Source organism: Flavobacterium sp. PL002, from assembly GCF_054165825.1.
Genome location: NZ_CM135110.1, coordinates 4,074,029 through 4,096,187 on the forward strand (window position 1 = coordinate 4,074,029; position 22,159 = coordinate 4,096,187).

19 protein-coding genes are annotated in these 22,159 nt (G+C 33.8%); 6 read left to right on the top strand and 13 right to left on the bottom strand.

The features are described from left to right. Nucleotides 1-327: 327 nt before the first annotated feature. From ACVEGE_RS17795 to ACVEGE_RS17830, 8 genes are all read right to left on the bottom strand, one after another. Nucleotides 328-1,695, bottom strand: a complete 1,368-nt coding sequence (locus ACVEGE_RS17795) for a glycoside hydrolase family protein (RefSeq protein ID WP_192501277.1) — start codon at nucleotides 1,693-1,695, stop codon at nucleotides 328-330. Nucleotides 1,696-2,046: 351 nt separating this feature from the next. Then, entirely contained in the window at nucleotides 2,047-2,691 is a 645-nt protein-coding gene (locus tag ACVEGE_RS17800; RefSeq protein ID WP_173852503.1) for a bifunctional 4-hydroxy-2-oxoglutarate aldolase/2-dehydro-3-deoxy-phosphogluconate aldolase, read from the bottom strand. A gap of 12 nt (nucleotides 2,692-2,703) precedes the next feature. Beyond that, nucleotides 2,704-3,660, bottom strand: coding sequence for a 2-dehydro-3-deoxygalactonokinase (locus tag ACVEGE_RS17805; protein WP_192501278.1), 957 nt, complete (start codon nucleotides 3,658-3,660; stop codon nucleotides 2,704-2,706). 203 nt (nucleotides 3,661-3,863) lie between these two features. Further along, complete coding sequence (locus ACVEGE_RS17810; RefSeq protein ID WP_458008589.1) at nucleotides 3,864-4,868, bottom strand: family 16 glycosylhydrolase; 1,005 nt, start codon at nucleotides 4,866-4,868, stop codon at nucleotides 3,864-3,866. A 286-nt stretch (nucleotides 4,869-5,154) separates the two neighbouring features. Beyond that, a complete protein-coding gene (locus ACVEGE_RS17815; RefSeq protein ID WP_192501279.1) occupies nucleotides 5,155-6,018 on the bottom strand; it encodes an AraC family transcriptional regulator in 864 nt (287 codons plus the stop codon). A 352-nt stretch (nucleotides 6,019-6,370) separates the two neighbouring features. Continuing rightward, a complete protein-coding gene (locus tag ACVEGE_RS17820; RefSeq protein ID WP_173852512.1) occupies nucleotides 6,371-6,856 on the bottom strand; it encodes a hypothetical protein in 486 nt (161 codons plus the stop codon). A gap of 10 nt (nucleotides 6,857-6,866) precedes the next feature. Next, nucleotides 6,867-8,696, bottom strand: a complete 1,830-nt coding sequence (locus ACVEGE_RS17825; protein ID WP_192501280.1) for a RagB/SusD family nutrient uptake outer membrane protein — start codon at nucleotides 8,694-8,696, stop codon at nucleotides 6,867-6,869. A gap of 11 nt (nucleotides 8,697-8,707) precedes the next feature. Then, the gene (locus ACVEGE_RS17830; RefSeq protein ID WP_173857425.1) at nucleotides 8,708-11,845 is read right to left on the bottom strand and encodes a SusC/RagA family TonB-linked outer membrane protein; all 3,138 of its coding nucleotides are present in this window, start codon (nucleotides 11,843-11,845) and stop codon (nucleotides 8,708-8,710) included. A gap of 735 nt (nucleotides 11,846-12,580) precedes the next feature. Between ACVEGE_RS17830 and ACVEGE_RS17835 the strand changes: the two genes are divergently transcribed. From ACVEGE_RS17835 to ACVEGE_RS17845, 3 genes are all read left to right on the top strand, one after another. Beyond that, entirely contained in the window at nucleotides 12,581-13,291 is a 711-nt protein-coding gene (locus ACVEGE_RS17835; protein ID WP_192501281.1) for a helix-turn-helix domain-containing protein, read from the top strand. A gap of 337 nt (nucleotides 13,292-13,628) precedes the next feature. Further along, the gene (locus ACVEGE_RS17840) at nucleotides 13,629-14,009 is read left to right on the top strand and encodes a hypothetical protein (RefSeq protein ID WP_192501282.1); all 381 of its coding nucleotides are present in this window, start codon (nucleotides 13,629-13,631) and stop codon (nucleotides 14,007-14,009) included. Nucleotides 14,010-14,055: 46 nt separating this feature from the next. Beyond that, on the top strand, nucleotides 14,056-16,152 hold the full coding sequence (locus ACVEGE_RS17845; protein WP_192501283.1) for a TonB-dependent receptor domain-containing protein: 2,097 nt from the start codon (nucleotides 14,056-14,058) through the stop codon (nucleotides 16,150-16,152). Nucleotides 16,153-16,171: 19 nt separating this feature from the next. Here the strand turns inward: ACVEGE_RS17845 and ACVEGE_RS17850 are convergent, their stop codons facing one another. The 5 genes from ACVEGE_RS17850 to ACVEGE_RS17870 are packed head-to-tail and all read right to left on the bottom strand — an operon-like array spanning nucleotide 16,172 to nucleotide 18,797. Further along, a complete protein-coding gene (locus ACVEGE_RS17850; RefSeq protein ID WP_173857429.1) occupies nucleotides 16,172-16,636 on the bottom strand; it encodes a methyltransferase family protein in 465 nt (154 codons plus the stop codon). After that, nucleotides 16,633-17,232 carry a class I SAM-dependent methyltransferase gene (locus ACVEGE_RS17855; protein ID WP_173857430.1) on the bottom strand — a complete coding sequence of 200 codons (600 nt, stop codon included), beginning with the start codon at nucleotides 17,230-17,232 and terminating at the stop codon, nucleotides 16,633-16,635. Before ACVEGE_RS17855 ends, ACVEGE_RS17850 begins: the two co-directional genes overlap by 4 nt. Further along, entirely contained in the window at nucleotides 17,225-17,434 is a 210-nt protein-coding gene (locus ACVEGE_RS17860) for a DUF6132 family protein (protein WP_173857431.1), read from the bottom strand. The genes ACVEGE_RS17855 and ACVEGE_RS17860 overlap by 8 nt, the downstream gene beginning before the upstream one ends. 1 nt (nucleotide 17,435) lies before the next feature. Beyond that, entirely contained in the window at nucleotides 17,436-17,813 is a 378-nt protein-coding gene (locus ACVEGE_RS17865) for a rhodanese-like domain-containing protein (RefSeq protein ID WP_173854678.1), read from the bottom strand. 3 nt (nucleotides 17,814-17,816) lie between these two features. Next, nucleotides 17,817-18,797, bottom strand: coding sequence for a Tll0287-like domain-containing protein (locus ACVEGE_RS17870; protein ID WP_173857432.1), 981 nt, complete (start codon nucleotides 18,795-18,797; stop codon nucleotides 17,817-17,819). 212 nt (nucleotides 18,798-19,009) lie between these two features. Here ACVEGE_RS17870 and ACVEGE_RS17875 point away from each other — a divergent pair, with 212 nt between their 5' ends. The 3 genes from ACVEGE_RS17875 to ACVEGE_RS17885 all read left to right on the top strand — a co-directional run bounded on the left by ACVEGE_RS17875 (nucleotide 19,010) and on the right by ACVEGE_RS17885 (nucleotide 22,158). After that, complete coding sequence (locus ACVEGE_RS17875; RefSeq protein ID WP_192501284.1) at nucleotides 19,010-19,654, top strand: peroxiredoxin; 645 nt, start codon at nucleotides 19,010-19,012, stop codon at nucleotides 19,652-19,654. 806 nt (nucleotides 19,655-20,460) lie between these two features. Further along, nucleotides 20,461-21,126: an oxygen-insensitive NAD(P)H nitroreductase gene (gene nfsB / locus ACVEGE_RS17880; RefSeq protein WP_173854681.1), complete on the top strand. Its 666-nt coding sequence runs from the start codon at nucleotides 20,461-20,463 to the stop codon at nucleotides 21,124-21,126. A gap of 18 nt (nucleotides 21,127-21,144) precedes the next feature. Beyond that, nucleotides 21,145-22,158, top strand: a complete 1,014-nt coding sequence (locus ACVEGE_RS17885) for a zinc-binding alcohol dehydrogenase family protein (RefSeq protein ID WP_192501285.1) — start codon at nucleotides 21,145-21,147, stop codon at nucleotides 22,156-22,158. The last annotated feature ends 1 nt before the right edge of the window (nucleotide 22,159 follow it).

Consider the following 22,159-nt stretch of genomic DNA (forward strand, 5'->3'; position numbering starts at 1 on the left):
AAGTCAATTTACTTTGCATAACTCAGTTCTTTTATAGTAATAAGCAACTATAGCGCTGCATGTTAAGTGCTTTCAGATTGTGTTTAAGAGTAAAATCTGATTCTTATAATTTAAAGTAACTGTCAAGCTAGCTAACAGTTGTTGCATTATTTATTTATTTTGGCTGTTGCCAAAGTAGCTCTAATTTTAATAATAACTTTTGTAGTGCATAATAGCATTCGAATACAATTACTAATTTCCTAGTCTAGCCTGAGCACATTTATTATTCGAATAAAGACAGCTTTGTATTACTCGTTATCAATCCTACCCCATTATATCGAAACAAAATTAAGCTCTTTTTTTATTCTTATTTGCACCCTTAGACTTTGTGTCTTTTTTATTGTTTTCCGTTGCTGTTTTCTCTAAACAATCTGCATTTCGTTCCACTTTCGTTTTATCACAGCCATTAACCGCCATTGATTTGTAAATAAAATTATCTGGTAATAAAAAATCAGAATTGGTTTTTGTAATTTTTCCAATATTGATTTCGTAACAACCACCATCACTCCCATTTTTACAACCGCTTTCTAAAGTTGAGTTGGCTCTAAAAACACCAATTGAACGTCCTGAAGTACTCTCAAAATCAGGATTCTGACATTTACTTACCATTTCTTTACGCTCAGCGCAATCAAAAAACATAAAATCCTTAGACTTTACTTGCGCTCCTTTACCACCAGTGACAGTAATATCACCCACATAAGAGCGACTATCAAAAGTTCCAATATTATCGACTCCAGTTTCTTTTCTATCCTTAAAACCTGCGGCTAGTTGTACCGCAAAAGTGGAATTAATTGCAGTAATCCCTTCGACATCTACTCTACCTTGATCGACTCTATGCGGAGAAATTGTTAGCGCAGCATCTCCTTCTTTTATCGTAATATTTCTACCTACAATATCATCTACGGTTTGCACATTTAATTTTCCAGTTTCGCCACTTCCCGTTTCTACTCGCAAAGTTACGCCACCCACTCCTTCTAAGTTTTTACACAAAATAGATTTACCAGCCTGAATTTGAATCACTCCATATCCCACATGACTATTAGTTAACAAAACATTCTTAACAATGCCTTGTCTTGCAACTTCATCGCGGTTGCTATTGTCAGGTAAATTCAAAGCAATAGCCGAAAATGGTGTGTAAGAATCAATCACTTTAAAACCAGAGAACTTAAAATTTCGCACATTACAAGCTGTAATTATTTTCATTCGGTAATCTCCTTTTGGAAACCTAGCGGTAAACCAGTTTTCTTTATCTTCTTCATCTTCTTCTGCATTAGTTATCGCTACATTTTCAACAAGAAACTTTCTACCCACTTCAAAAATAGAATTCCCCATTTTTTTTGCTGTTGCATCTAGAAAAGGTTCGATAACCACCTCTTTATCTATCTTTAACTGAATATTAGAACGCAGTAGCACATCAATTAAATAGTAGTTCCCTTTTCTCAAATGAATGATTCCTCCGCCACTTTTTGATAAAGAGGCAATCTTGGCGTTTAGCAAAGCGCTATCTGTTCCATCATTCTTTCCTGTTAATTTGATTTCGATTTCTTTATTCGGAATTTTATTGGTGTAAAACCTATTTTCATTATCCGTTAATCGGTCTTGAGCCAAGGCTGTAATTGTCGTTAAGAACAGCATGATTGCAATTGCTTTTTTCATTATAGTTTTTATTTATTTTTTAGTAATACCAGATTAAATGCAATCACAACAGTGCTAAATTATAGGTCGCATCTACTATATATTAGACCTTAAATAACGGCAATAGTTTAAGCAGCTCGTATCACAATTTATACATTTAACGTTAGTTTACGATTTATACTTAGCAAACAAAAAGTCTGAATTAAAATGATTGTTCCCTCCTTTCTCAAAAAAAAATCCCGAAGGAAATTCCATCGGGATTAATTACTAATAAACTAATAATTCAATTCTTTAATTACTAAAATACTTCCTGATAAGGATCTAGCATTAATTCTAAAATTAGCAAGATCATCATAGAATCAGTAGTTAAATTTACTTTGCTCTAGCAGTATTTACTGCATCGCAAATAGCTTTGAAATGCTGATAAAGCAACTCATAATTTTTAGCTTCAATTAATTTTTTATCGAATAAAGAGCCGCCCATACCCACACCTATAGCGCCAGCTTGAAAAAACGACTGAATATTATTAACATCTACACCTCCTGTGGGTAGTAATTTTATGGTGTCTAATGGCCCCAAAATATCTTTTACATAGCCAGGCCCCATTTGCGTAGCTGGAAAAATTTTAACTGCCGTAGCGCCTAGCTTGTTTGCATTATAAATCTCTAGAGGAGTGAAAGCACCAGGAAATATAGGAATGTTATTTTCATTACAATACTTCATTACAGCTACGTCCATTATTGGAGTGACAATAAATGTTGCGCCTGCCTCTAGGGCTTGCATTAGATCATCCATGGTGCAAACTGTTCCTGCACCCACATTTATCTCTGGATGATTTGCAGCTACCGCTTTAATAATGGCACAAACATTATCAGAGTTCATCGTGATCTCTAGTGTCGTCAAGCCTGCTTTTTTATAATAAGGTAATATTTCTTCAATTGTTTCTAATGATACATTGCGGATAATCCCCACAACGGGCATTTGCTCAAAAAGTTCTGGTTTATAATTTGTTCCCATAATCAAGTGTTTTTAAAGTTTGTTTTTTAAAATATTCCATTGCCCTTTTACTACTGAAAGATCTACTAAATGGGCTTCTATAATTTCTGTTTTTGACTCTAAGCCTAGCACACAAATCGCTTTGTGGTACAGTTCAAACAATTTTCCTCCAGCGCATAATTTTATCGAATCACAATCAAATTGGCGTAAACTTTGCAGTTCCTCACCAATTAGTAAGCCACTGAGGTAATAGTAATTTTCTACATTCGATTTTTCTTTGAACAACGTATTTGTTCGAATAGTAAAAAGCGTATTCAAGAGTGATTTTCCTTCCATAGCCTTAGCAACACCTTGTTCAAATGCGCTTAAAACTGCTGTATTATAATCTGTTCGTTCTAGCGAAGCTTTCAAAATAGTATGCTCTGCGATTACGCTAAAAATTTCTCCTGTCATAAAAGTGAAAAAATTGATTATCTCACCATTTACACATACCACATGCTTGCTGTGCGTTCCAGGAGTTACAAAAACAATCGATTGCTTCTTGTCTTGCTCATTTACTAAACCTATAATTTCGACTTCTTCCCCTCTTATAACATCTGACTGTGACTTTACACCCGAAATTAAGTGTATTGTATTTGGGATGATATCTGAATTTATTTGTTCGATAAAAAGTGATTTACCATCTGTTTTAAAAGGCAAGTTTGCATAAGGTAATTCCCTTAATCCAATGCTAGATGAAGCCATTCCAGAAATAACGATAGCCACATCTGAAGTGATTTCATTTGAAAAAAGAGCCAATTGATTTTTTAAGAAATTCAAAAAGTAGGTTTCTTTATCACCGCCAAAGTCCAACCATTCATTATAAATAGTTTTAATCCCTTTTGAAGAGACTACTTCTTCAATTATTTCCAAACTTGGAACTGCTGCCAACCTTAATCGTAGGTTTGTAGTTCCCCAATCAACACTTACAAAAGTTTTAATGTCTGTCATTTTTAAACCAATTAATAGATTCTAACAAATTTAGCAGAAGCTTCTAGTTATTTACCTTTGTAAATTACCATCTACTACATCATAATTACCTTAAATGAACCATTACATAATAGTAGTAATAACTGTAGTAAAACGCAGTAATAAAAGCCAGTACTGTCATTATAAAAGCACTAGCTTTTATAAAATCAATTTGATATTCTATTCTATAATTTTTTCTTTTGCCAAACACGCACGTATTCAATTTCGAAGTCTACAATACCGTCCTCTTTTTTATCATCAGGGCTATTTAATTCTAGATCTTCCTTACTATCTGGAACACCATGCCAAGGAAAAGTTTCTTGATCTAACCATATCGAAATTGGTTTTGTTGCAACATATCCTTTTTGGAATCCTTTGCTAATCGCCCATAAATCTATTTTTTCCTTAAAAGCTTCGGTGAATAATTTCCCGTCTATATAATATTTGATACCGTTTTGATCCCACTCTACACCATAAGTATGAAAAGCGTCAGCTACTCTAAAATCTAAAATATGATGCTCTGTGTAGACACTATTATTTCCTTTGACAGTCCAGTCATGAATAGACCACCATAATTCTTTATCTAATGCTAACTTACTTGGCTGCCTGTGATCACCAAAATGTTCAAACATATCGACCTCTAAACCCTGACCCATCGCCCAGAAAGCACTGGTAATCTCAGCATCAGCAGCTTTGCTTTTAATCTCCATATAGCCGTATTGAAAAAATTTTCTCCCAATAAGACAGGCGGTTGTAAGATTTTCAAATTTGCTTCTGGTGTTGTCTTTACCCCATGGTTTGTCCAAGTCTTTACTGAAGGGGAAATCAGGTTCCCATTTAGTCTCTAAGATTAGTTTGCCATTCTCTAAGCGGTAATTATCCCCAGAGAATTGCGATGGAGCACGACCTGTCCATACTTTCTTATTAGGTAAATCAGGATGTTTATACTCTGGTTTTCCATCTTTAAATTTCCCTACGACATACCATTTATTCTCATCTAATATAGGAGCATCAAACTCATCACTAACAGTGGTATTTAATATCCAATGGCCTTTATTTGTAGGGTCAGATAACGGCAGTAATGCTTTACCACTTGTTTCATTGAAATTGTTCTGGCTTACACATTTTACAAAAAATAAAGACAGTACTGCTGTACAAAAAACAGAAGTGTTTCTAGTAGTAATCATCATTTAAAATACTTTTATATTATTCAATCATAAACAAACTTATACCAAAGATATTTCATCAATTTACAGTCTGTACCTATGTAAAAAAAACGAAGAAATACTTGTAATATACAGTCAAAAATTACCTCATAACAGCGTTATTTTACCTGTTACCGCAAGTACTGCAAGTACAAATGCAAGCATGCGATAAAGTACCGCATAGGCAGTGCAAGTTCATACTGAAATAAATACTATGCTTTTTTGAGAAAAGTCGCTTTACAGCATTGAAAGGTATCTATTAAATGGGCTGCTATAAGTTATAGCGATAGCCCTTAGGTGTTTCACCCATAATAGCTTTGAACTGTTTATTGAAATTGGGAATTGATTTATAGCCTACATTATAACAAACTTCTGATATAGGAGTACTTTCTTGAATAAGCATTCGAGAAGCATTTCGTATTCTGATTTCGTTTAAAAATTCAGTAAATGATTTGTTAGTCATCTTCTTAAAAAAACGACAAAAGGAGTTAGTAGTCATACAAGCAACATCAGCAACATCTCCTAAAGATATGTCTGACTTATAATTCTCAGAGATGTATCTTATCACACTATCCAAACGATCAGGACTTTCGGTAGAAAATTGCCTCATATCACTTGATGATAATACAATTCTATCTTCGGGACTTGTTAAAGACAAGCGGTATAAGATATTTAAAAGACTCATCGATTGTTCTGCCGGTGAAACAGCCGTAATATCCATGAGTTCAGCATTTAATTGGTTAGCAATTGCGGCACTAAAACTAACGCCAAATTTAGATTGCTCCAGTAAGTTTTTAATACTATTAAATTCAGGATTGTCAAAGGTGTCTGTACCCATGAAATTGCTGGTAAATTTCATGATGATTGTTTCGACCATTAAATTCCCCTCTGACTCATAATAGGTTTCCTCATTGCGCCACAAGTGTGGTAAGTAAGAACCCACTAAGACTAAATCTCCGGCAGAAAAATGAGCCACACTGTCTCCTACAAAACGAATACCTGAGCTTCTTGATATGTATATTAATTCAAATTCTGCATGATAATGCCAGGCTGTATCTAAACAAGGCACTTCCTTTTTAAAAATACTAATTTTTTGACCTACAAAATTTTCGGGATTTTTTAAAACAAGTTTCATAGCAGTGATATTATAGATAGTTGTAGTTAGAGATAATATTTTACTATTACCTAATTAAAATTACCTCATCATGAACAATATTTAATTAAATTATGCATGATTAACATTACGAAGATAACAATTATATAACTATAAATTAATGAATCACGGAAAAACTGCTTAACAAAAATTCCATATCATCATTTAAGACCTTACAATTCAATAAAATCAATTATAGGCAGTATGATGCTCCTTATTAATTAAGCTGTCCAATATAAAAACAAAAAAAAGACATTAGATACTAATGATCTAATGTCTTTTACAATAAATGGTCACCTACCTACCATTTATATTTTTTATAAATGACTTCGTTTTAAATTACAGTCACAGTAAATGTTTGTTCAAACACCCAAACACCATCAACTAAAACCGATTCTACTTCTGGATCTCCTTTATAGATCACCTTATCCTTGAACGTATTTTTTAAAGTAATCGTGTAAGTACCTACCGTGGGGTACAAGATGTAAACCGTTTTATCAGTTGTCATTAGACCTTTATCTGCATCAATAAAAGCAGTAAGATCTGGCGGTATTCCAGTACCATCCCCATTTTTAAAACCTGTTTTTAAAAAGTTGCTACCTTCAGAAATTTTCCACTCATGAGATAGTGCACCTTGCGATAAATCAAATATCGAAATTGCTTTTCCTACACCTATAACCGCATTTTCAGTCGTTTTAAGCGGTGTACTAGCATACCAAGTTACATCAGAATAATTTGGAGCCTCAGTAACAGAATCATTTGAACACCCTGTAAGTAGCGCTCCTAAAAACAACATGCTGAATACTATTTTATTTTTCATCTTAGATATATTAATTATTTAGGTTAGGATTTCTTCCTACTTCATTACTAGGTAACGGCAAATACTCGCTCACACCCACTTGGAAATTTTGTGCAGGAATAGTAAATTCGTTTGGTACAGTATGATTTGCTAAGTTGTCATTAGAAGGCCTAACGATCACCTTTGCCACATCGTCTACTACTATTGCTTTAAATTTAGTATTAGGAGTTCCTATGTTAGGGTTTGTAGTTTTTTGATATGTAAAATCATTTAAATAGAAAGTCTTAGCAGCAAGATCATCAAAACGATTTTTTAAAATTCCCCATCTACGTAAATCAGCAAAACGAGTAGCATGCCCTTCTGCAGCAGTTTCTAATGCTTTGTCTACAAACATAAGTTGGTCTAACAACGTTTTTGCAGTGTACGATACTCCGTTATACGTGCGTGCCCCACTAAATTCTCCAGAAGTACCTAATAATACTAGTCCCCATCTCGCTCTCACCTTATTAATCAAAGCAAGCGCTCCATTAATATCGCCTGTTTTTATCAAGCACTCAGCTTGCATTAAATACACTTCAGACAAACGGTGAACAATAAAGTTTTTAGAAGATTTTTGAGCACCAAGTGGATTTCCAGCTTCTCCTGTATAAATATCTACATTCAAATACTTTTTATAATACGCAAATACTCTAGCTTGCGCAGTAGGATTTGCTGCAGATAATGTTAATCCTGCTGTAAGCACATCTATCGCTGCTGGTTGTCCATAAGTAGGTGTATCTAAATCGTCTGGTAAAATCACCATAGCCGATGCTCTCAAAGGAACTGATCTCAATGGATTAGATAATGCACCCCCTTTGTGATTTCTAACATCTTTTACATCCATAGGCTCTGATTTGTAAGCATAAGCTACCCAAGCTGGAGCGCTAAAAAGTAAATTTTGAGAGAAACTTAAAAAAGCGTTACGGGTTGTAGTACTTTCTTCATCAAATAGTCCAAGTTCTGGTCTGAAATTACCATCAAAGTTAACTTCAAAAATAGATTCACTATTGAATTCATTAGCTGTGTAAAACATGGTAATAGGATCCTGACTTGCTGTGAGTCCGAATAGTTTGTATGCTGGATTGTCAATTACATTTTTAAAGTAAGGAATCGCTAAGTCGTTTTCTCCTTGATACAAATGACTCATTCCTAAAACAGTCGCTGCAGCTGCTTTTGAGGCTCTTGCTTTCTCAGCTGTAGGAGTTGCAGGCAAATTATCATAAGCGTACATTAAGTCTTTTCGAAAAAAAGCAATCACATCAGCAGAGCTAGACACTGTTTTAAAAAAGTCTTCGTTAGTTATAGGCGTATGATCTTCAATAACCACACGACCTTCATTAAATGAAGTATGCAGGTAAAAATGAAACAACCCTCTCAAGAATCGAGCTTGCGCCATTTGATACGTCCATTTATCAGTATCTGTTACTTGTGGTTTGATTTTTTCTAAAGCCTCAATAACTTGGTTGGCTCTAAAAATTCCTCTATAACAAGCTGCCCAATGGCGGTCTATCGACTGATTATTGTTAGTATAATTTTGAAACCAAAAAGTATAAGCTAAATCATTAGAAGCAAATGGCGTAGGACGTACATTAGAAAAATACCCCATATCTGACCTTACCATTTCTTCACGTAAATTAAATGTGTACGGAGATAGCAATGTGGCATAGGCTGCCGTAAGTCCAGAGTTAGTATCGTCTAGATCTTTCCAGAAGCTGCTTGCATCAGTAAAATTAGGGTTTGTTTCAGTTAAATCAGGACTGCAAGAAACGATAAGTCCAGCAGTGAAAATAAGCGCAATATATTTATTTATAGATTTTTTCATAATCAGATACATTAAAAATTAAATTGTAAACCAGCTACATACATTTTAGTCATAGGGTAACTTCCCTTGTCTAAACCTCTTGAACTTACATTCCCTCCTACCTCTGGGTTATACCCTGTGTACTTTGTAAAAGTGAATAAATTTTGTCCAGTAAAGAAGAAACGTAATTTTTCGAATCCTATTGATGATGCTATTTTTGTAGGCACATTATACCCTAATGTTATGTTTCTTATTCTTAAGTAAGAACCATCTTCAATGAACAAATCAGTGTTCGGTTGGTAATTTGGGTGTGCCGAGAAAATTCCTCTGTAAGCTGGCAATGTTCCATTAGGATTGACATCTGAATACGAATTTAAAATTTCGCTACTTCTTCCAAAACCTACTGCTGTTGCTCTAGCCCCATTTACAATTTCGTGACCTATTGCAGCATACATATTTACGTACAAATCAAAATTATTATAATCAAAGCTTACATTATAACCCAACTCGTATTTTGGCAATCCGCTTCCTGCATATACACGATCTCCTACTGATTGAAAAACACCATCTCCATCAACATCTTTATAAATTAAATCTCCCATTTTTGCCGAAGGTCTAATTTTCTGAAATTCAGCTAGTTTCTCAGGTGTGTTAGCGATACCATCTGTAGCAAAAACAAAGTAAGCACCTGCTTCATATCCTTTTGCAATAGCAGTAATCTGGCTTGTACTAGCATTACCTCCTGGTACAATACCTGTATCATTAGTTAAGATAGGACCATCAAAACCATCAGCAATTTTAGTCACTTTGTTTTGGTTTGTTGTGAATGTCCCATTCATTTTAAATTTTAACTTACCAATATTGTCGCGGTACCCTATTGCTAGTTCGTATCCGCTGTTTGTCATGTTACCAATGTTTAAAACGACCTGATTGTTGTTATTTAAATTTCTAATAGAGTTAGGCGCTCCAAAACCTGAAGAAGAATCATCAAGACCTACACTAGGCGGCACAGTCAAGTTAAACAACATATCCTTTTTATCAGTTCTATAATACTCTGCAGTAACACTTACCTTATTTTTAAACAACCCAATATCAACACCTATGTTTCTTTGAGTCGAACTTTCCCATTTTACATCACTGTTCCCTATTGTTGTTTGAATAGTACCATTAGACGCATTACCATCACCAAAAGCGTATACATGATCTCTATAAATAGAAGTACTGTAGAAGTAATCTTGAAAATTTTGATTTCCTACGGTACCGTTACTCACTCTTAATTTCAGGTTGTTTACAACAGATAGCATTGATTTAAAAAACGCTTCATCAGATACATTCCAAGCGGCTGAAACACTAGGGAAAATTCCGAAGCGATTTTGTTTTGCAAATCTCGACGATCCATCTCGACGCACACTTGAACTTATTAAGTAACGCCCTTTGTAATCATATTGTACTCTGGCAAGCATACCAAATAATCTTGTAGTATAATCAAATCCTGACGTAGCAGATGCATTACCTGTTGCACTATTTAATACCGGGATATCGTTATCTTGAACATTGTCTTTTGTAACGCCAAATTCTTCATTCACATATTTTTCACCTGAAACAGCAGTCGTTAAAGTAAAATTATGATTTTCGAATAATTGCGCTTTATAATTTAGGGCTGCATCCCAAGTAATAGCTGTATTTCTAGAAGCATCTTGTCTAATAAAACTAGGCTGAACAACTTCTAATCCTCTTTGAACATCAAAAGTAGATTGTGATGGTCTGAATCTTTTTCTAGTAGTATAGGTATCTGTGATCCCTGCTCTAGTAGTGATAGATAATGATTTTAAAATATCATAATTTACAGATACGTTAGTAAAAGATTTATTTAATCTTGTTTGATCTTTAGAATTTAAACTTTGAATTAACGAAACATTTGTATTAAAATCGTCTCCACCAAAAAGATCTAATGAGTTCCCGCTTGCCGCTAATACGGGCTGCGTAGGTTGGTAACGTAATAATTGACTAATTGTATTTGACGCACCGCGATCAGTATATTCTCTTGCAATACCTACACCTAAATCTACCGTCAACTTATCTCTCTTATAATTTACATTTGATCTAGAATTGAATCTTTGATAATGAGTACCTATTACAACACCTTTCCGTTCAAAAATAGTTCCTACAAATGAATACTTAAGGTCTTTACTACCACCACTTACGTTGATGTTATAATTTTGAGTATTGGCATTATCTGTAAATAGTAATCTAGAGATATCATTGTCATATTGATATCTATCTGGAGCATTAGTCAAGTAAGCTAAATTGATAGCATCATCTGAACTCCCTGTTAAGTTTCTAGCTAAAAGCACATCTGAATACGTTTGATCTACTGAACTTAGTAATCGTTGCCCTCTCCCTAGACTTTCAAAACTTTTTGATGCATCTATTCTAACTTTCATTGGTCCTTCTTCACCTCTTTTAGTAGTGATCAAAATTACACCTGCTGCACCTCTAGTTCCATATATAGCTGCAGAAGAAGCATCTTTTAATACGTCGATAGATTGAATTTCGCTAGGATTGATTCTTGGATCGCCTTCTTGAGGTATTCCATCTACAACATATAATGGCGTATTTGAACCTGATATAGACGTTATTCCTCTAATTAATATTTCTGAACTACTTCCGGGCTCTCCTGAAGTAACAACATTTACTCCTGAAATTTGTCCTTGAAGTGAGCTACCCAAATCTGAAGTGATTTGTTTTGCTAAATCATCTGCTTTCAATGTTGCCACCGCACCTGTTAATTCTTTTTTCTTAACAGCACCGTAACCTATTACTACTACTTCGTCAAGTCCCTCAACATTTGCTTTTAAGGTGACGTTCATAGATTTACTTTTTACCATTATAGATTGCTTAACCAAACCCAAATAGCTAATTTCTAAAACATCCCCAATTTGAGCATCTATTTTAAAAACACCATCAAAGTCAGTTATAACTCCTAATTTACTTCCTTTTTTCAATACTGATGCTCCCGGAACCGGTAAACCGTCCTCAGCACTAGTTACCACACCTACAACTACAATTTTACTCTCCTGAGCAAAAGTTAAGGATCCAGTAATTAAAAATAAAGTGAGCAAACAAGCGCTCAATAATTTTCTACATTTTAAGTCCATACTTATTTTCATTTAATTTGGTTTAAGTTCTGTTAGAATAATTGGTTCCGCAAATTTTCAAAAATATCGATCTGCTGTCATCAGGAGTTCTGAATACGACTATCCAATCCTTCTAAGACTTTGGTAAAATTATATCCTTTATCTAAAAACATACTGAAAAAGATTACCCTTAACTTGTTAAATTTTACCATAATTTTAAGATATGTGGAAAAAAACATGTTTTAATTTATATTAAAACATATATTTCAAGACGAAAATTTAATAATATACAATTGAAGAGATTGCTGTGCATCTTTAATAAGCATATCAAAATATAATATGGGTTGTGCATACTAAGTATGTATTCTCAAAATGTTTCAATTAACTGTAGGCTACGATTGCAGAAAAGATAGACAAACTACCTTAGTCATCTTTACCTATATATATTAAGGAGTACTTTTGATTAGTTAAAACACTATTGCAATATGAATAGACATTCTCAATTACCGTGGTACAAACAATTAAATTACTTTTATCTTGCAAATAGTTACTGTTGCAATGAAATAGTAGTATACGTGAAACAATGCATAATCCATGATTCAACTTCTAGCAGTTCAAAAATACACTCATTCAAATAAAAATTACTCGAATGCAGTATTATAATCGTTTGCTATTATTTCAAACCTTATCGTTAGATCAATTTTAAAAGACATATAACGCAATCAAAAAATAGCTCGCATAATAGACAAAATTTTAGTTACTTCAATTATGAATACAATCACATCAAAAACATTTACGGCTACAGCAACAGTAGGACTGTACAAGGCATACTCTAAGGAACTTATTTCTATAAATACATTTAAAAAGGCACTATATAAAGCTCAAGAAGAAATTAAAAAAGAATTTGATGTTGCCCCTTTTTCAGTAACATGTCTGCATCTTGGGCAAGTACATCAATGGCTTAATTATGAAAGCATCGAAGGCTATGTTTTGGTATTCGAAAGTGACTTTTTTGCTTTAAGATATCAGAATTATCAACTTAGTGAATTTTCATTTTTAAGCTATCGACATACTCAGCCATACCTAACCATTTCTGAAGAAAAATTCAATCATATTGAGTCCATTGCCGTTTGGATGTTAAGGGAGTTCAATAGTATTGAAGTCAATTTCGAAAAATCCTTGCGTTCATTACTTAATATTATGTTGATCGATCTTAATAGATTATTTGAACCTGTGAACAAAAACGCAGAATTTAGTCAATCACTGCAACTTATTCACCACTTTGAAGAGCTAATTGACAAGTATTACAAAGAGAAGCATTTCGTCAAAGATTATGCTTCTCTTTTACATGTTAGACCTAACTACCTAAATGCTATTTGCAACGAGGTAACTAGCAATTCTGCTGGTGATTTAATTCGCAACCGAATTTTAATTGAAGCGAAACGTTTGCTCATTCACGAAAAAAAGACAGCCTCTTAAATTGCCTACGAATTAGGTTTTGTAGACAATTCTTATTTTGGACGCTTTTTTAAAAAATATGAAAATTATACTCCAGACGGTTTCAAGAAAAAGTATTTAAAAAATTAGCCTTTTGATCTAAGAAAGAACCACAATTAAAGAGCTGCACTGTAACAAATGTCACAGTACAATCTATCTTAACGATCTATCTTTACAATATATTAGCGATATCGATTTATAAGTAAAACAAACTATTGTTTTTACTCAAAAGAATCTGATTTTAGCAATATATACTCCTTTCATGTTGCTTATATTAAAGAGCAAAACAACCTTGAAAATCGCATAACTTTCAACAGGAATGAACAAATTAATTCAAAATAGTCTTCTTTTTTTAATTCTAATTAGCATTGCATGTTTTAATTTGAAAACGACTATTTTACAATTTGAATATTCGTTTTTTAATGAAAGTTTTACAGAGCAATTTTGTCAAAATAAGGCAAAACCAGAACTGAAATGCAACGGTAAATGTCATTTGAAAAAGATTAGTAAAGAACAAGACAGTCAGGACTCTTCAAAAAAATCATTGGTAGATCGTGACGTTTTATTTTTTAACGACTCCGTTCAATACCCTATTTCCTATCTAATTCCTTCACAAAAGAAAAAGATCTATTCTAAAAAAGATTTATTCCAGGTTCACATAAACTATCCGCCAGAACATCCTCCTCAAAATTTGGTTTAACAATGCAACAGCTTAATAGCTAGAATGTTTAATCAAATTTATTAAAATGAAAAAAATTATCTGTGCCTTAACGATATTAGGCGCGCTAAACGGTTATGCTCAAAAAGCACCACAGAAAATAGACTCTATCAAGGTGACGCTGCTTAACGAGGTCCTAGTTACCGGTTCGTCTATAAAAAATCCCGCTCAAGTTATTGTAAAACAAGACTTCTCTGAAAAAGTCGTACAACCTAAAAATTCAGGTGAATTATTTGAAGATATCAATGGTTTTCATCTCATAAAAAGAGGAAATTATGCAGTAGACCCTGCTTTTAGAGCGTCACAATACGAGCAGCTCAATGTTCAGATCGATGGCGGAACCAAAGTGTTTCATGCTTGTCCCAACCGAATGGATCCTGTGACTACCTTGGTTAATCCTGAGGAAATTACTAAAATCGAAATCATAAAAGGCCCATTTTCTGTTCGCTACGGAAACACCTTTGCAGGACTTATTAATTTAGTTTCAAAATCTCCAGCTAACAACACTAAGCTGCTTAGTGGGAGTCTTTCATCAGGCTATGAAAGTAATGGGAACTCTATGGTAAACATGTTTACATTAGACAGTAAAATTAAAAAGTTTGACTTTTCTGGAAACTTCAGTTATCGCGATTATGGAAACTATGAAGACGGAAATCAAAACGAAATTCCGTCCTCGTTTAGAAGTCTTAGTTATGGCTTAAAAACGGGTTATCAAATCACCGACAACCAACGTCTACAAGCAACATTACGTCAAAATTTTGGTCGTGATGTGCTACATGCGGGCTTACCAATGGATACAGATGAGGACAATAGTACGATGGTTAATTTAGATTACAAATTAGAAACTAACAAGACCTACTTCAAAGGATTAACTTCTAAGGTGTACTACTCCTATGTCGATCACATTATGAGCAATTCAAGAAGAGCTAGTTTTGCAAATTCAGAAGCAGTCGCAAAGGTGAATGCTTTAACTTATGGCGGGAAAATTGAAACAGAATGGAATTTTGGTTCCAAAGTGCAATTATTTACTGGTATCGATATGGTTAATTTGTCTCGAGAAGGCGGTAGAGATCGATTGGTCAAAGTTAATATGATGGGAAATATCCTTCCTACACCTATAACTTTCTATGATAAAGTTTGGCAAGACAGTTACTCGAATGACTTTGGTTATTTTGCAGAAACAAAAATTAAAGCTTCTGATAAATCTTGGTTGACTATTGGTTCTCGCTTGGATTTTATTACTTCAGATGCTAATGATTTAGACCCAACTTTTGCTGCTTTGTATCCATCTTTAGAAAAAAGAAATGAGACCATTTATAGCGGAACAGTTTCGTACCAATACCTTTTTAATCCCAATTATAAAGTAGAAGCTTCTTTTGGTCGAGGAACTAGAGCTGCCAATATAGAAGAACGCTTTATTTCCTTTTTTAACATTGGGAGAGATGCTTATGAATACGTAGGGAATCCAAATTTAAAACCTGAAGTCAACAATCAATTTGAACTGAGTTTTGACGGAAAAACAAACTTAAAAGGTTTCTTTAATGCTGTTCAATATGGAACATCAGTATTTTATTCTATTTACGAAAACTACATTCTAGGCGTTGTTGATACCTCTTTAACTCGAAAATACAACTCGACTACGCCACCTGTAAATCCTAAGGTTTTCAGGAATATAGACAAGGCTTTAAAGACGGGGTTTGAAGCCTACGGAAATATTACATTCTACGAGCATTTTAATTTTGGAACAGAGGTCTCATATACCTATACCGAAAATAAAGATTTTAATGAGAGCTTGCCACTAACTCCACCATTAGTAACGCGATTAAAATTGAGTTATGAATACAAGAAGTTTTGGGCCAAAGCGTTGTACACCTTGACAGCCAAACAAAACAAAATTTCGACTAGTTACGATGAAATTACTACCGCAGGATATGAAGTGATGGATTTAAACATTGGTTACAAACCAATAAAATCAGTTTCTATTGGAATGGGACTTTTAAATGTATTTGATCAATATTACAACAACCATTTAACCTTTGCTTTCAACAATGTAGCCGGTTTTGGAAGAGTTCCTATTACGGAACCTGGTAGAAACTTTACACTCTTTGTAAACTATAAATTTTAAAACTCAAAAAAGCCTCAAGTTATTCTTGAGGCTTTTTGATTTTAGGAAAAAATCGGTTTACTTTTTTCTGGTACTCTTTATAATCAGAAAATTTTTGAAGCAATTGTTGCTCTTCATATTTTGTTTTGAAATAAAATAAAAGCAATAGAACGAAAGCAATAACTAATTTTAAAAATGAAACTTTATAAAAGGCATATCCAAACGTAAACAAGATAAGTCCTGTGTAAATAGGATGTCGACTAAGTTTATACATTCCAAAAGTGATTAACTCAGAATCGGTTTTAGGCGTTGGAAAAACGGTTAGATTTTTGTTGAGCTGCAAGACCGAAAGTGCTGAGATAATAAAACCTATAATGGCAACTACCAATCCTAGTATTTTTAATGATTGTGGAAGTTCAAAAGAGGGTAAAAAATCAAAAGCATACAATCCAAATAGCAGGAATTGTATGCTTACAAATAAATAATCTTTCCAAGTTTTCATCATTTTTTCTTGCCTATAAATCGAACAACTGATCCTTTACCTTGATGAAAAGGTCCTTCACTTAATTCGATAATTTCTGTTTTTAAGAAATCGAAATCAACGTTTTTAAATTCGGCTTTTATCTCCTCTTCAGAAAATAACATCTCAAGATCTTTTGGCCCGCCAGAAGTATATTGCAATTGTTCCTTACTAAATGCCTCAAAAATTACAACCCCATTCGGTTTTAGTAATTGTTCAATTTGATGGTGAATGGTTGCACGAATAGCCTTTGGAAAATGAGCATAAATAAAAACCGCTCCATCAAAAGAAGCGGGTTCAAAATCTAATTCTTCTAGTATCCCAGTGCGATAATCAATCTTTACACCTTGATCATTAGCTAGCTTGTCTGCCTTTTTTTTACCTTCGATACTCGTATCAAAAGCAAAAACTTCGAATCCGTTTTTTGCTGCAAAAACTGCATTGCGACCTTCACCTTCCGCAGGAAATACTATTTTTCCTTTTTTAGGCAATTTAGCAATCATTTCGACTAAAAATTGATTGGGCTGAATCCCGTACACATACTCTTTTTCAGCATATCGTTCGTTCCAAAAATCACTCATTGTTTTCTTTCTTTTTTGGTGAAGTTACAAACATATTAAATAACAAACCACCCATTAAACCACCATATAGAGTACTATTTATCGGCTTTGAGGTAATGGCACAAGTTCCTGTCGCGCAGCCTACAAAATAATAATAGACATAGCCCGCAATCAGACCTACCACTACTCCAACTCCTGTATAAATATATTGTTTTTTCGTCATTTTAATTGCATTTTGATTCGCCTCCACAGCAGGACTTTTTTTCAATTGTAGTTTCCCCTTTTATAGGATAACCTTTTTGAGCCCATTTTGAAAGGCCCTTTTTCATTTGTAACAAATTGGTAAAGCCATAATCACTTAACATAGTTACTGCTTGCAAGCTACGCTCACCTAATAAAGACGCCACAATTACTTTCTCCTCTTTTGGAATTTCGTTCATTCTTAAAGCCAATTGACTCATTGGAATGTGCAAAACACGCGGAACATCAAACGAGAACTGATTAAATTCCTTTTCTTCACGAACATCAAGTAATAGATAATTTCGCTTAATTAATTCTAATGTGCTTGTTGGGCAAACCTCTTTTATTCTTAACTCTTCCATAACTTATTTTTTATCGAATACAATACTCCAAATTCCTCTTACTTCATTCTCGCTATACCCTGTTGCCAAATCATTTGGATACAACCCTTTTATTTTCATTTGTACCTCTGGTCTAATATTTTCAGCTGTACCATGACATTGCAAACACATGGCATTAGTTGGTATTGGGTAATAAAAATGTACTTTATCGCCTTTTTCTACTATGACCGGTTTAGAGTCAATATTAGCTACCAAATCTTTCTTGAATTTCTTGATATAAATCAATTCTTCGGCATTTGCTTTATTGTTTGGATTCCTGTTTTTATCAGAAACTCTTTTAATTGTCGCGTGGTAATTCACAGACATACTATCTGTTAAGGGTATCGCTTGTACGTTACAAAAAGCCATTGCTTCTATAGTTCCTTTCTTTTGGATGGTTCCCATCAGGTTTTTGCCTAATATTTTTTTGGTTCCTAGAGCATGTTCTAAACCTATATCTTCATAAGTTTTATCTTTTGCTACAGCAACAAACTCTTTACCTGATTGTTCCCAACCGCTGTTTCCGTGACCTTGCCAATGCTCTTGAAACCACGTTGGCGCTTGCACTTTATAATCATACATAAATGCTGCAATTTTTACGGTAGCACTATCAGGGAAAACTTGCTTTGGCATCACACCAAATTTTCTCACTGCTCCATATAGTAACGCATTATCATCTGTGGGATTTGCTACAAATTCAGAAATTGCTTTTATAAATTCTGCTCTATTATATCCTTCTTTATCAATATATCTCGCTTTGATTGCAACAAAGGGCGGTGCGATTCTACCTTCCTCCTCGGCTGCAGTAGGACTATGACAGGTGTAACAGTGCTTCTCCATTAAATCTTTGGCCTCTTGGGGTTGATAAACAAAACTAGTAGTGTTGTCAATATCTTGATAAGGGCGAATCTTTTTATTACAAGAAAAAAGTAAAATTGCTGATAAAAGTAGAAGTATGCTTTTCATGATTCGTTTTTAAGTTCATGTAAAATTATTTATAAATCATCAAAAGAAGTGTAACATTTATCACATGAGGCTTTTAAATTAAAATAACTAAAAGTAATCGAAATATATAAATACGATAAACAAAACTAATGAAGTGTAACTCTTGTCACATAAAATTCATTGCGTCTGTACTAAGTTTGTAGTATAAAATAATCAATAAAATATATAGTAAAATGGAAGATCAAATAATTTCAATGCCGAGAATTGGTGATATGGCTCCAGATTTTGAAGCGGTAACCACTACAGGAAAAATAAAATTTTCAGAATATAATAAAGGAAGTTGGGTGGTGTTTTTTTCACATCCTGCTGATTTTACTCCAGTTTGTACCACCGAAATGAGTGGGTTTGCTCTTGAAAAAGAGTTCTTTGCAAAAAACAATACCAAATTAATGGGATTAAGTATCGATAGTATTCACTCGCACATTGCTTGGGTAAATGCTGTGAACGAAAAAACAGGCGTTTTATTCGAATTTCCGATTGTTGCAGATATTAGTATGGAAGTTTCAAAAAAATACGGAATGCTGCAACCAGGTGAAAGTGAAACAGCAGCAGTAAGAGCTGTTTTTATCATGGATCCAAAAGGTAAAGTGCGTTTAATGATGTATTATCCCTTAAATGTGGGTCGAAATATGGCGGAGATCAAGCGTTCTCTACTTGCATTACAAGCATCAGATGAGTATAAAGTTGCAATGCCTCTCGACTGGCAACCTGGCGACAAAGTAATTGTACCCGCTCCAAAATCTGTAGAGGAACTAGCAGAAAGAAAAAACAGTGATTTAGAAATGGTAGATTGGTATCTAGCCAAAAAATCTATTTAATAGTAGTAAATAAACAATTTGAATAAACCGTCTCAATAGTATTTTGAGACGGTTTTTTTTTTCGTCCTAAGTATTACTATTCTACATCGCCATTGAAAAACATAGCTATTGGGTTAACTAATAATTTACATAATTCATGAGGGATTTTTATAATTTATTTTACGATTGTTAACGATCTTGTCATTATATAGATTGATCTTTTTTGTTTTTTATAATTTAAAAAAAAACGTGTAATTGGAAGAAAAATAATCAATAAAGCAAACTTATCAAAACGCTATAAAAAGTTGATAATAACAGATATCGAAAGCTTTAAGGAATGAAATTTCAAACGGATAATCTATATTTTTTCCAAAAGCAGTCGATGAGTTATAGTTTTATTTTATAGGTTAAATAACTAGAATCTAATTCGAATAGATATTCACAATTTCGAAAAACAAACTTTTAACCCACGCCTACCTACACATCATCTCATTTGAAATTCTGAATTTTCGTGTTGTACTACTTTTTAATGATTTTAGACAAATGACTCGAATCGGTAAAGCCCAGTTACAACAAGGATATTCTACTCCATTAACTATATGCATAGTGATTATCACTTTACTGTTTTTATAACGTGCAAAGTTTATCCACTATAATTAATTATCTAACTATACTTTTTATAGTAAATTTTATTAACTTAAAAAACTATATATCAGTATATTAGAAATCAGTAAACATACTATCCTTTTTGACCGTTATTGTGTGTTTTGAATACTATGCTTACTTTTGTCCCTATAAAAATGATAGTATAATAAAATAATAACAAAATGAATTTACAAGAAACATTAAACTGGAGATACACCACGAAAGAATTTGATACTACCAAAAAAATATCTGAAACAGATATGGCACAGGTTAAAAATTTATTACGAATGAGTCCTTCAAGTGTAAACCTGCAACCTTGGCACTTTATAGTTGCTGAAACAACTGAAGGAAAAGCACGTATGACAAAAGGAACCCAAGGTTTTTTTCATTTTAATGAACCAAAAATAACGAATGCATCAGCAGTTGTATTGTTTTGTTCAAAAACAAGTGAAAGTGCAGATGACGCCTATTTTAATCACCTTTTAGAGGTACAAGATAAAGACGGAAGATTCCCAAATGATGACATAAAGAAAGGAATGCAAGGAGGAATGAACGCTTTTGCTGACATTCATAAATATGACTTAAAAGATTATCAGCATTGGATGGAGAAGCAAGTATACCTTAACATTGGTAACTTTTTGTTAGGAGTTGCCACTTTAGGTATCGATGCAACGCCAATGGAAGGTATTGATATAAAAGCTTTAGATGAAGAATTCGGATTAAGAGCAAAAGGATTCACCTCTTTAGTGGCTGTTTCAATTGGTTACAGAACCGCATCTGATTTTAATTCAACAGAAAAAACACCAAAATCTAGATTACCACAAAGTGAAATTATCACTGTAATATAATACATAAAAAATAAAATTATGAAAGCAATTGGATATAAAGAAAATTTACCTGTAGATAATGTAAAATCACTACAAGATGTAACCGTAGAAACGCCTAAAGCAACTGGAAGAGATATTCTTGTCGAAATCAAAGCCATCTCTGTAAACCCTGCTGATTATAAAGTACGTGCCAATATGCCTGCAGATGGTGACAACTGGAAAATCATTGGTTGGGATGCTACCGGAATCGTGAAAGAAGTGGGTGAAAACGTGACTTTGTTCAAAGTTGGAGACGAAGTAATGTACGCAGGTGACATCACACGCCAAGGAAGTTATGCCGAATATCAAGTGGTAGACGAGCGCATTGTGGGTAAAAAACCAACAAGTTTATCGTATGCCGAAGCTGCTGCTTTGCCATTGACCTCTCTTACCGCATACGAAATGTTGTTTGATAGATTAGAAGTGGCTAAGGATGACGCTAACAAATCAATTTTGGTGATTGGTGCTGCTGGTGGTGTGGGATCAATTTTGGTGCAATTAGCTAAGAAATTGACAAAACTAAAAATTGTCGGAACCGCTTCACGCGAAGAAACGACAGATTGGTTGAAAGAACTAGGTGCAGATACCGTAATCAACCACCAAAATAAATTGAGCGAAGAATTCGAAAAATACAAACTTGCCGCTCCAGATTATATTGTAAGCTTAAATGCTACAGAACAACATGCTGAAGAGATTGTAAAGGTAATCAAACCACAAGGGAAATTTGGTTTTATTGATGATCCGAAATCGTTCAACATCATGCCTTTCAAAGCGAAATCAGTTTCTACGCACTGGGAATTTATGTTTACGCGTTCGATGTTTCAAACAGAAGACATGATTGGTCAACACAATATCTTGAACGAAGTAGCCACTTTGATTGACAACGGAACTATTAAAACAACCCTAGGTGAGAATTTCGGAACCATCAACGCCGAAAACTTGCGTAAAGCCCATGCCTTCTTGGAAACAGGAAAAGCAAAAGGTAAAATTGTTCTAGAAGGTTTTAACAACTAAT

What these genes read in the sequence shown, in the direction of transcription:
- ACVEGE_RS17825 (WP_192501280.1), bottom strand. Translation starts at nt 8,696, where the DNA reads ATGAAAAAATCTATAAATAAATATATTGCGCTTATTTTCACTGCTGGA.
- ACVEGE_RS17795 (WP_192501277.1), bottom strand. Translation starts at nt 1,695, where the DNA reads ATGAAAAAAGCAATTGCAATCATGCTGTTCTTAACGACAATTACAGCC.
- ACVEGE_RS17875 (WP_192501284.1), top strand. Translation starts at nt 19,010, where the DNA reads ATGGAAGATCAAATAATTTCAATGCCGAGAATTGGTGATATGGCTCCA.
- ACVEGE_RS17820 (WP_173852512.1), bottom strand. Translation starts at nt 6,856, where the DNA reads ATGAAAAATAAAATAGTATTCAGCATGTTGTTTTTAGGAGCGCTACTT.
- ACVEGE_RS17845 (WP_192501283.1), top strand. Translation starts at nt 14,056, where the DNA reads ATGAAAAAAATTATCTGTGCCTTAACGATATTAGGCGCGCTAAACGGT.
- ACVEGE_RS17810 (WP_458008589.1), bottom strand. Translation starts at nt 4,868, where the DNA reads ATGATGATTACTACTAGAAACACTTCTGTTTTTTGTACAGCAGTACTG.
- ACVEGE_RS17805 (WP_192501278.1), bottom strand. Translation starts at nt 3,660, where the DNA reads ATGACAGACATTAAAACTTTTGTAAGTGTTGATTGGGGAACTACAAAC.
- nfsB (WP_173854681.1), top strand. Translation starts at nt 20,461, where the DNA reads ATGAATTTACAAGAAACATTAAACTGGAGATACACCACGAAAGAATTT.
- ACVEGE_RS17850 (WP_173857429.1), bottom strand. Translation starts at nt 16,636, where the DNA reads ATGATGAAAACTTGGAAAGATTATTTATTTGTAAGCATACAATTCCTG.
- ACVEGE_RS17860 (WP_173857431.1), bottom strand. Translation starts at nt 17,434, where the DNA reads ATGACGAAAAAACAATATATTTATACAGGAGTTGGAGTAGTGGTAGGT.
- ACVEGE_RS17855 (WP_173857430.1), bottom strand. Translation starts at nt 17,232, where the DNA reads ATGAGTGATTTTTGGAACGAACGATATGCTGAAAAAGAGTATGTGTAC.
- ACVEGE_RS17800 (WP_173852503.1), bottom strand. Translation starts at nt 2,691, where the DNA reads ATGGGAACAAATTATAAACCAGAACTTTTTGAGCAAATGCCCGTTGTG.
- ACVEGE_RS17835 (WP_192501281.1), top strand. Translation starts at nt 12,581, where the DNA reads ATGAATACAATCACATCAAAAACATTTACGGCTACAGCAACAGTAGGA.
- ACVEGE_RS17870 (WP_173857432.1), bottom strand. Translation starts at nt 18,797, where the DNA reads ATGAAAAGCATACTTCTACTTTTATCAGCAATTTTACTTTTTTCTTGT.
- ACVEGE_RS17840 (WP_192501282.1), top strand. Translation starts at nt 13,629, where the DNA reads ATGAACAAATTAATTCAAAATAGTCTTCTTTTTTTAATTCTAATTAGC.
- ACVEGE_RS17830 (WP_173857425.1), bottom strand. Translation starts at nt 11,845, where the DNA reads ATGAAAATAAGTATGGACTTAAAATGTAGAAAATTATTGAGCGCTTGT.
- ACVEGE_RS17865 (WP_173854678.1), bottom strand. Translation starts at nt 17,813, where the DNA reads ATGGAAGAGTTAAGAATAAAAGAGGTTTGCCCAACAAGCACATTAGAA.
- ACVEGE_RS17885 (WP_192501285.1), top strand. Translation starts at nt 21,145, where the DNA reads ATGAAAGCAATTGGATATAAAGAAAATTTACCTGTAGATAATGTAAAA.
- ACVEGE_RS17815 (WP_192501279.1), bottom strand. Translation starts at nt 6,018, where the DNA reads ATGAAACTTGTTTTAAAAAATCCCGAAAATTTTGTAGGTCAAAAAATT.